Source organism: Krasilnikovia sp. MM14-A1259 (assembly GCF_047159535.1).
Classification (GTDB): Bacteria; Actinomycetota; Actinomycetes; order Mycobacteriales; family Micromonosporaceae; genus Actinoplanes.
Genome location: NZ_BAAGAJ010000002.1, coordinates 5,184,861 through 5,193,306, shown reverse-complemented (window position 1 = coordinate 5,193,306; position 8,446 = coordinate 5,184,861). Strand labels below are relative to the sequence as shown.

The following is an 8,446-nucleotide window of genomic DNA, read 5'->3' as shown; positions in this document are numbered from 1 at the left end:
GGCGGTTGACCAGGCGTTCAGCCTGGCACCGGCGCCTTCGGTTTCCCGAGCTCCGGCTCGTCGAAGGTGAAGGCGAAGGTGTGCTGCTCACGCTCGCTGATGACAGTCGTGAGGTACCGCCTTGGTCGGCTGGCGGGGCCGGACATCCTGGCGGATGTCCCCGATGCGGTCAACTGCGACCGTGCGCAGACGCGGAACCTGATCGCCCATCGGCGTTGTCGGGGGGTTTTCGGGGGCCGGTTCATATCCCCATAGACAAACGTGAGGCCCTGAGTAGCGCTGCTGCTGCTCAGGGCCTCAACTGGCGCGCCCGAAGGGACTCGAACCCCTAACCTTCTGATCCGTAGTCAGATGCTCTATCCATTGAGCTACGGGCGCTCACCCAACTACTCCCCGTGATCGCGCGTGCTGATGCGTCCAACGGGTCGCGGTTGCGTATCCGCTGATCCGGCGTTTCGTCACTCCCGGACCTGCGGGTAACGACTCTAGCATGTCGCCGAGTAGGGCCTGCATGCCGGTGCGTGTCGCACAGTGCTGCACCGTGCTCCGACGTCCGATCACCATCGGAGCACCACGGGGGCCTGCGGCGAGATGCGATCGGCTTGGGCTCATCGGCGTCGCATCCCAGCTCTGCCGCGCGCTGAGCATCTCGCCCAGAGCCTCGTGCAGCTCGCGCAACGCGGCGATGTCGTTGCGATCCCAATCGCGTACTGCACCCGGCGGGCCGGGATCGATCGGCACGCCAACCGCCTGCACCGACGCGACGGCGCTGAGGTACCGACGGGCCGCGGCAACATGTCGCGTGCGGGCAAGCGGCTCTTCCCGCTCCGGGCTCACGCTCCCCACTCGATCATCGTACTGACGTTCTAATACTGCCTGCCATGCCCACTTGCCCCCTTGGCCGCTCGGGAGACGGCTCGATACGCCCCGCAATCTTCGCGCCCGCCTCGATGTCCGGCACCATGGCGTTGCGCAGCGCTGCAGCGCCGGCCAACGCAGCCAAGCGAATCGGCACCCGAACGCCTGTACGAGGACGGCGGCAGGACCAGCTCGGCTATCAACGGCCGGTGACCCCACACCGCGAGACGTGCACAAACGGGTGCTTCGAACGATCGGCCACGCCCTTTGCTCTAATCCGCGATCCGATGTCCTGCTTCGATCAGACTCGCCATCACGTTCTGTGATCCGAACCAGAGATCCCATCTCGACCAAGCTGACGTAGGCCCGCCTGAGCCGGTCTGAAGCGCTCGCGCCGGAAAGAACATCGCCCGCCGAGGAAGCTGCCGGTGACGATGCGCAGCACGCGCGCCTCGCATCTGAAGGAGAAACCGTCGACGCATAAGTCGGAGTCGGGTCGAATGGCACTGCTGTTGGTTCCCGTGGGATGCCCTACGGCCTGCCGGTTCTTGTCATCTCTGCATGCCAGTCCGCCACGTGCGCCGCTGCCAGAGCGTTCCAACGTGCAGTGCCGCCACGCAGCGGCCACGCTCGCGTGACGCCATAGGCGGTTTCGATCGTCTTCAGGTTTTCGGCAAGCCGTCGGTTGACGGCGGCAAGAGCATCCGTGGCTCCCGATGCTCCTGCGGTGACTTGGCGTTCGAGCGCCTCGGTCGTTCTGGCGTATCGGCTCAAGGCGGCGTCCGTGTCACGAGCGGCCTGCTGTGGGCTCACTGAGGAGAGGGTGAGCATCGGCGGTTCCACGTTCTCGGACAGGGCTGCAACGAGCCGGTCATGGCCGTCCAACAGGACGTAGCAGTCTAGGCCACTTATCCACCACAGCAGGACAGGCGCGAGGATTCCCTCCCTCGCTTGCTTGCGGTACGCCTTGACTCGTCCCGTGTCCGGGTCGGCGAGCGGGTGCAGCGGCAGAATCTGCCAAGCGCCGTTATCCACGAACCAATCGATGTAGCCCTGACCGCCGGGCAGCAGAAGCTGTTCCCAACGCTCGGCCAGGGTGGACGCCCGAATCGCGGGTCGCAGATGGGTGGCATCGCCGCTGACCACCCAGCGGCCGGTATGCAGTGGTCCCTTCGTCGACCTGGTCAGCGCAGCGGCGAAGTGGTGCGCCCACCGCGCCTGCCGAACTCCGCTTGAACCTTCGGTTCCAAGGGACGCCGCATAAGCAGCGCGAATCGGCGGAATGGGCGAACAGAACTGGCCGGTCACCGCGTACTCAACGCCGGAGAGATCAGCATCGATCTGGGCCATCAACGCGACCGTGTCGTTCTGGCGCAGCGCGAGCAAGCCACGCCCGGCGACTTCCACCTTCAGCGCTGGACTGCCGGGGTGTTCCACGTCGAGGACGAGCGCTTCCCAAGACCCCGCGCTGGCAGGGAGGTTCGACGTCCGAGCCACGACGTTCTGTTCAGCCACACCTGTATAGTCCGGCAACGCCCAGAGGGACGCTCACCATTTGCGTCGCAGCCAGGAGCGGTCGGGACGGCGGAGCTCAGCTTCCACCTACGTCGCCGGAGCATGATCGCGTGCGCGCTCATCGCCAGTTCATGGTATCGACCGGCGCAGGAAGCCAACCACCGAGCGTGACGGCGCCTCGTCTGGCAGCGTGCACGGACGGCGGCATAGCGAGTGAGACAACTGCCTGGTCTGTAACTGCGGCGCGCCGTGATTTGGACCTCCTGTACCTTGCTCAACGATGAGCAGGCGACGGTACGTGGCGCGGGGCGTTCCCGGTGGCTACCGCATCTGGGACAACAAGGCATGCCGGTGGTGGGGCGAACTCTACGAACTTTGCCCGGACGAGTTGCTGGAGGAACTGAACGGGGCCGGCGACTACGCGCGGATCACCGCCTTGCTTCGCCGATACCGAGCGCCGAAGAGAAAGCAGCGCCTTGTTCGCGGCAGAAGAGTGCACCCAGAAAGGCCAGTTGAGGCGCCGTCGGTCTTCGGTCGTGGGCGGCTTGAGCGGCCGGCTGGGGGCAGTTATTCGTATCCCTGACAAAGACCTACGGGAATGCGCTGGGTGATTCGCATCGTGTTCGGGTCGAACGCGATGGCGATCGAGCCCTCTTCGGTGGCGATGCGCACGTAACCGGCTTCGACCGACTGGATTGCTTGGTAGTTCGCCGATGCCTCGGAGAACAGGCATCCTGCGTATGCCTCGGTACCGCGTAGGCCGTCTCGGCGGTAGACGACGACGTCCCAGCCTGGCTCGCCGAGTACGGCCTGCCAGGAGAACACCTCGACTTGGTAGCGGCCGTCCGCTGATGACACGAGATCGATCCGGTTACCGTGGCGGCCTGACGACCCGATCCCCAACCCGAAGAGGGATGCTGTCAGACCGACGCAGCCGGCGAGTAGAACGGCAAGCCCGGTACCCCCAAACGCCCAGGCAACGGCCGAGCGGCTCCGAAGGTCGGACGGAACCAGCATCGTCACAGCCATGGCGAGCAGGACCCACAACGCGGGTCCGAAGACCAAGGTGGGAAGCGGATGGTCATGCAGAACCACGAGGTCGGCCATGTTCCCGTACGCCAACACGAGAATGGCCGTCGCCAGGAACGCGACGCCAGCCCGTACCGGCGCCCAGGTCCGCGGCGGAGACGGCGCCACGTTCAGCTCGATCTCGCGCATCGGTTTTCGATCAAGCTCACTCGACGACATGGAGGAGACCGGCGAGAGGCACCCGTATAGCGGGTAGTCTGGGCAGCTCAAGCACCAGCGGAGCTTAAGGTCGACGACCTCTTCGGAACGTCAGCCGATCCGCCCCAGGGCCTCACCGCTGCGGGTGCACCACGGGTCCGGTCGGCCGAATTGACTGTGTCGCGCCGCCGTGCGCCGACCCAGCGGGGCGGACGCCCCCGAACCCGCACACGGACCCGCGCGCACGGACGGCGGCAGCTGATGCGGATACGACCTGGGTCGGGCCATTCCCTTGACACGCCCGGTGATCTTGGAATGATCCGTAGCTGCGGTGACCATTCCATCGCCACGGGAACTCCTTTCAGCGGGACGGACAAATGGACGATGTGTGGGCCATCTCCTCAAGCGGCGCGTCCGGGATGGTGGTGCTGATATTGCGTGCCGGTCCGCGGCCGCTGGTAGCCGCCGTCTCTGAAGCCGAGTTGGTGAGCGTAAGGACCTTGTTGCCGGAGGTGGCCGAGGCTGTTCAGTGCGGCGAGTTCAGCCGCGTCCGGCTGGGATCGGCATTTCGGAACTCGATCGGCCGGGATCCGTTCCGCCAGGTGACGGTTGCACCGCCGCAGCGAGGGCTGTTCGCGTGGTGGCTCGATTGCGCATACGCCGTCGTCGGTCTCAGCTTCGCGGCTGGCAACGGCAACACCTGGCTGCGATTCGCGGGCTATGCGTTCGCGGTTGTTGCCCTCGGCGATCTCGTCGGGTACGGCTGGCGCTGGCTGCGCCGCTGAGTAGGTGCGTTGGGGCGAGTGAGGATGTCTCGGCGAATCGCGCAGGAAAGGTCGTCGTGCGAAATCAGTACCTGTCGGCCGTAGCGGCCGCCTCGGGATGGTGGTGTACTGCCACGCATGATCAAGATGGCTGCGGTGCGTCATCCCTGATGAGGGCCGACAGCACAATCCCGAAGGCACCCGACGCCGCGCGGCACGCCACCGTGTTTCATGCACGCGGGGCCCTGATGCTGTTCACACCGCCGCTGCTCGCGATGACCATGTACGTGATGCTCTGGCCACCCCTAGCCGTATTGTCCGGCCTCAGCGTGCGGTGGGCCGATCTCGCACAAACCGCTGGCAGCTGCGGGCTCGGCGTGCTCATTGTGAATGCCGCAGTCGGACGGCAAAGGGGCCGATATTGGTCCTGGTTCCGTATTTCTGACGCCGGCATCGAAATCGGTGCGCGCCGAGCCGGTGTCTTCATCGACTGGGAGGACATCCTCTCCGCCCAGGTGCGCCGACCGGGGCTGCTGGCGGTTCTGGAGATCGTGCCGCGCAACCTTTACGCACTCCGTGTTGAGCTGCCCAGCCGCGACCTGCCTCGGATCCGCTATTCCGGGGGTCAACCCGTGCTGACCGTGGACGCCGGCTATTTCCGCCCCGGTCTCGACGAACTACGTGCTGCGTTGAGACGCCACGCCCGATAGTCAAGGCGACATTCAGCGGTCGCACCTACGCGGCACACTGTCATCGACATCTCCGTGAGGGCCGCAATCAGAAAGGTTCGCACTCCCATGCTCGAGGTACTCCTCGCCGAGCGGCAGCTCACCGGTGCAGTACCGGTACAACCAAGTGGCCGCCCGTCGATCAGCGTACTTTCTCGCTGGTCGGTATGCCTCGCTCGTCGAGTTCGAGAACATTGGCGCAGATCGCGAAACAGATCTCCATCTGCGATGGGGAATCCTTCAGCATATCCCAATAGTCGATACGAGCCAGCATGGGATGGCCGACCGAGCCGCGCGCCACCCATCCGGCGAAGCGTCGAATCGCCCCCGATGTGCCGTGGCCCAAACGGGTGATCACGCTCAAGAAGATACCCAGGCGGCGCGGCGGCAAGCATCCCCCATCGGCATATGCGTGCACCGGCGGAACGATTGGCCGTAACCGACGGCAGTCGCCGAATCGTCTGCGCTCCAGGCTGCCTGATCGAGCCAGCCAAACTTTGGTGGTATCCGACGCTGATCATCGCAAATCCAGGTGGACGCCGTCCTCGGATTCGGGACCACCTGGGCCGTGGTAACGGATGATCTCGACGATCTGGTCGAACAGTGTGGGCCCCTCACCCCGCCGGGCCTGGACGATCCTGGCCTCGACCTGAGGCCGGTTCGTCGGATGGCAGGTGAGCAGCACGTCTTCCAGCCATCCGATTGTCGCCTCGTAGCCAAGCGTGGTTCTGGACGACTCGGAGTCAAGCCACTTCAGTACCCAGCCGTTCTCGGGTGTCCCGAAGCCTCCGCGGAGGATGTCGTTGAAGGCGTCCAGGTTCCCCCGCCACGTGTGGTGACAGAGCAGCCGGGAAAACTCGCGGGCGAATCCTGCAAGGTCCGAGAAGCTGGCACCATCGATGACCAGCACTGGAAGGTCCTCGGGCGGGTTAGCCATGACGTCAGTATGAAGCTCACCGGACATCCTCTTCAGCCGCGATATGATCGCTACGCAGCGCGACGAGCTGCTGATACGGCCGGTCCGGCCGATCGCGCCAATGTGAGTGGCCGCTGCTCAGACCCAGGACACGGTCGGCATCGTGTATCGCGCTGGTCAGTCAGCCCGCTTCCGAGATCCTTCTTCCTCGTAGGCAGCGAGTTGGTCGCGGGTACCGACGAACGCGGCGACGGTGCCAGATGGAAGGCGTCTGACCACCATCGCGACGGCCTCTTGTGCAGTAGTCGCCGGACCGATGGTCTCGCTTCGGCTGGGCCCGGAAACCCGGTAGGCCCCCGCAGCCGGCTCGATATAGGGGATATCCCACGTCCAGGGCCACTCAGTGCAACGGCTGAAATGTAGTTCACCCATCCCCGTCCACGGATACAGCCGCCGCAGGCAGGGTTCGGCGTAGGCCGCCTCCAGCAGCTCAACACGCACCCGCTCGTCGTCCCGAACAGCCTGCCAGCCCGCTTCGACCAACGCTTTCGCTCGCTCATCCATCGGCGACATGATGCACCTCCCGGCTATCCATCAACGCGGGGAGCAAACACTCAACCCCCGCAGCCCGGACGCCGCCGAACGGCCGAGCTCTCACTCGCCGCCCGCGTCCCAGACTCGCTCGAACTCGGCTTCCGTGATTCCGAAGGCCCGCCAGTCCTCGTCCGAGTCGTAAAGGCTTGCTTGGCCGAGACCTCCGTAGCGATCCTCGCCGTGTCCGGGGCCATAGCGGAGAACACGGCCTACGTCGTAGACCTCAACCTGCCGGACGGGCCAGCCGTCCTCGCCAACCTCGAAATACCAAACTGAGCGACCCCAACCGTCGAACTCATCGCCTCAGGTCTCGTCCCAATGACGCCGATAGAAGCGGTTCGGCATGACCGAAGAGTATCGGAGCGCCGTTCCCTCTTCAGCCTCGAGCCGGCGCGTTGCCATGGTGTTCGGTGGTCAACCTCGGCCACTCCGGCGCCGGCCCACGAGTCGAGGGCGACGAGTACCACTTCCTGGTCGACACGGGTTTCGGGATCGGGAGTGTCAAGAAACGGTGTAACTCGATCTTGTTGAGGGTCAGTTACGGCCCGCGGTGAGGCGGCCTTCGAAGGCCAGGTCGAAGGCGTTGAGGGCGGGTTTCCAGCGGGTGATCCAGCGGCGTCGGCCGGCGCCGGTCGGGTCCAGAGCCATCACGGCGAGGTAGACGCATTTGAGGGCGGCTTGCTCGTTCGGGAAGTGGCCGCGGGTCGCACGGCCCGGCGGATCCTGGCGTTGACCGACTCGATTGCGTTGGTTGAGCAGACGACCTTGCGGATCTCGGCGTCGAAGGCTAGGAACGGCACGAACTCCGCCCAGGCGTTCTCCCACAACCTGACGATCGCCGGGTATCTGTCGCCCCAGGTCTCGGCGAACTCGAGGAACCGTTGCTCAGCGGCGGCTTCGGTCGCCGCGGTGTAGACCGGCTTGAGGGCCTTCGCGATCGCGTCCCAGTGCTGGCGGGACGCGTACTTGAACGAGTTCCGCAGCAGATGGACCACGCAGGTCTGCATCACCGTCCTGGGCCACACCGTGTTGATGGCGTCGGGCAGGCCGGTGAGGCCGTCGCCGACGGCCATCAGCACATCCTCGGCACCGCGGTTCTTCAGCTCGGTGCACACCGTCAACCAGAACTTGGCGCCCTCACCACCGTCACCGGCCCACAACCCGAGGATGTCGCGGGTGCCCTCGGTGGTGACCGCGAGAGCCACGTAGATGGGCCGGTTGGCGACTTTCCCGTCGCGGATCTTCACGTTGATCGCGTCCAGGAACACCACCGGATACACCTTGTCGAGGGGCCGGTTCTGCCACTCGGCCATGCCGTCCATGACCTTGTCGGTGATCGTCGAGATGGTCTGCCGTGAGACGTCGGCGCCATACACCTCGGCCAGATGAGCGCTGATCTCCCCGGTCGTCAAACCCTTCGCTGACAGCGACAGGACCATGTCCTCGACCCCGGTCAGCCGCCGTTGCCGCTTGCGGACGATCTGCGGTTCGAACGAGCCGTCGCGGTCCCGCGGCACGGTGATCTCGACCGGCCCGACGTCAGTCAGCACCCTCTTGGCCCGGGAACCGTTGCGGGAGTTCCCGCCGTCTTTACCCGCCGGATCGTGTTTGTCATAGCCGAGGTGGTCGGTGATCTCACCGTCCAACGCGGCCTCGATCACCCGCTTGGTCAGCTGTTGCAGCAAACCGCCCTCGCCGGTCAACTGCAGGCCCGCGGCGCGGGCCTGCTCGACCAGCCGGCCGACCAACTCGGCATCCACGGCTTCCGGCGAGACCGCCGGGTCCTTCTTCCTCGCCACCGCGGCAGTATCCATGGCGGCTTCGATCGTCACGGTCATCAGGTG

General features: G+C 65.3%; 7 protein-coding genes, 1 tRNA gene and 1 pseudogene. 2 read left to right on the top strand and 7 right to left on the bottom strand.

Features of this window, described 5'->3' with window-relative positions:
• Positions 1-302: 302 nt before the first annotated feature.
• From ACMCNK_RS23580 to ACMCNK_RS23570, 3 genes are all read right to left on the bottom strand, one after another.
• Positions 303-378: transfer RNA gene (locus tag ACMCNK_RS23580), tRNA-Arg, on the bottom strand.
• Positions 379-1,389: 1,011 nt separating this feature from the next.
• Positions 1,390-2,373, bottom strand: coding sequence for a hypothetical protein (locus ACMCNK_RS23575; protein WP_412738551.1), 984 nt, complete (start codon positions 2,371-2,373; stop codon positions 1,390-1,392).
• Between the two features lie 567 nt (positions 2,374-2,940).
• Positions 2,941-3,591, bottom strand: coding sequence for a hypothetical protein (locus tag ACMCNK_RS23570; RefSeq protein WP_412738550.1), 651 nt, complete (start codon positions 3,589-3,591; stop codon positions 2,941-2,943).
• 386 nt (positions 3,592-3,977) lie between these two features.
• On the opposite strand from ACMCNK_RS23570, the gene ACMCNK_RS23565 reads away from it, so the two are divergent.
• Together ACMCNK_RS23565 and ACMCNK_RS23560 are read left to right on the top strand one after the other, a co-directional pair.
• Positions 3,978-4,385 carry a hypothetical protein gene (locus ACMCNK_RS23565; protein WP_412738549.1) on the top strand — a complete coding sequence of 136 codons (408 nt, stop codon included), beginning with the start codon at positions 3,978-3,980 and terminating at the stop codon, positions 4,383-4,385.
• A gap of 149 nt (positions 4,386-4,534) precedes the next feature.
• Positions 4,535-5,074, top strand: a complete 540-nt coding sequence (locus ACMCNK_RS23560; RefSeq protein ID WP_412738548.1) for a hypothetical protein — start codon at positions 4,535-4,537, stop codon at positions 5,072-5,074.
• A 160-nt stretch (positions 5,075-5,234) separates the two neighbouring features.
• On the opposite strand, the gene ACMCNK_RS23555 is transcribed toward ACMCNK_RS23560, so the two are convergent.
• The 4 genes and pseudogenes from ACMCNK_RS23555 to ACMCNK_RS23540 all read right to left on the bottom strand — a co-directional run bounded on the left by ACMCNK_RS23555 (position 5,235) and on the right by ACMCNK_RS23540 (position 8,440).
• Entirely contained in the window at positions 5,235-5,450 is a 216-nt protein-coding gene (locus tag ACMCNK_RS23555; RefSeq protein WP_412738547.1) for a hypothetical protein, read from the bottom strand.
• A gap of 159 nt (positions 5,451-5,609) precedes the next feature.
• Positions 5,610-6,029 carry a barstar family protein gene (locus tag ACMCNK_RS23550; RefSeq protein WP_412738546.1) on the bottom strand — a complete coding sequence of 140 codons (420 nt, stop codon included), beginning with the start codon at positions 6,027-6,029 and terminating at the stop codon, positions 5,610-5,612.
• A gap of 156 nt (positions 6,030-6,185) precedes the next feature.
• Entirely contained in the window at positions 6,186-6,572 is a 387-nt protein-coding gene (locus ACMCNK_RS23545) for a DUF6193 family natural product biosynthesis protein (protein ID WP_412738545.1), read from the bottom strand.
• A 564-nt stretch (positions 6,573-7,136) separates the two neighbouring features.
• Positions 7,137-8,440 (bottom strand): annotated as a pseudogene (locus ACMCNK_RS23540) (IS256 family transposase).
• Positions 8,441-8,446 lie beyond the last annotated feature (6 nt).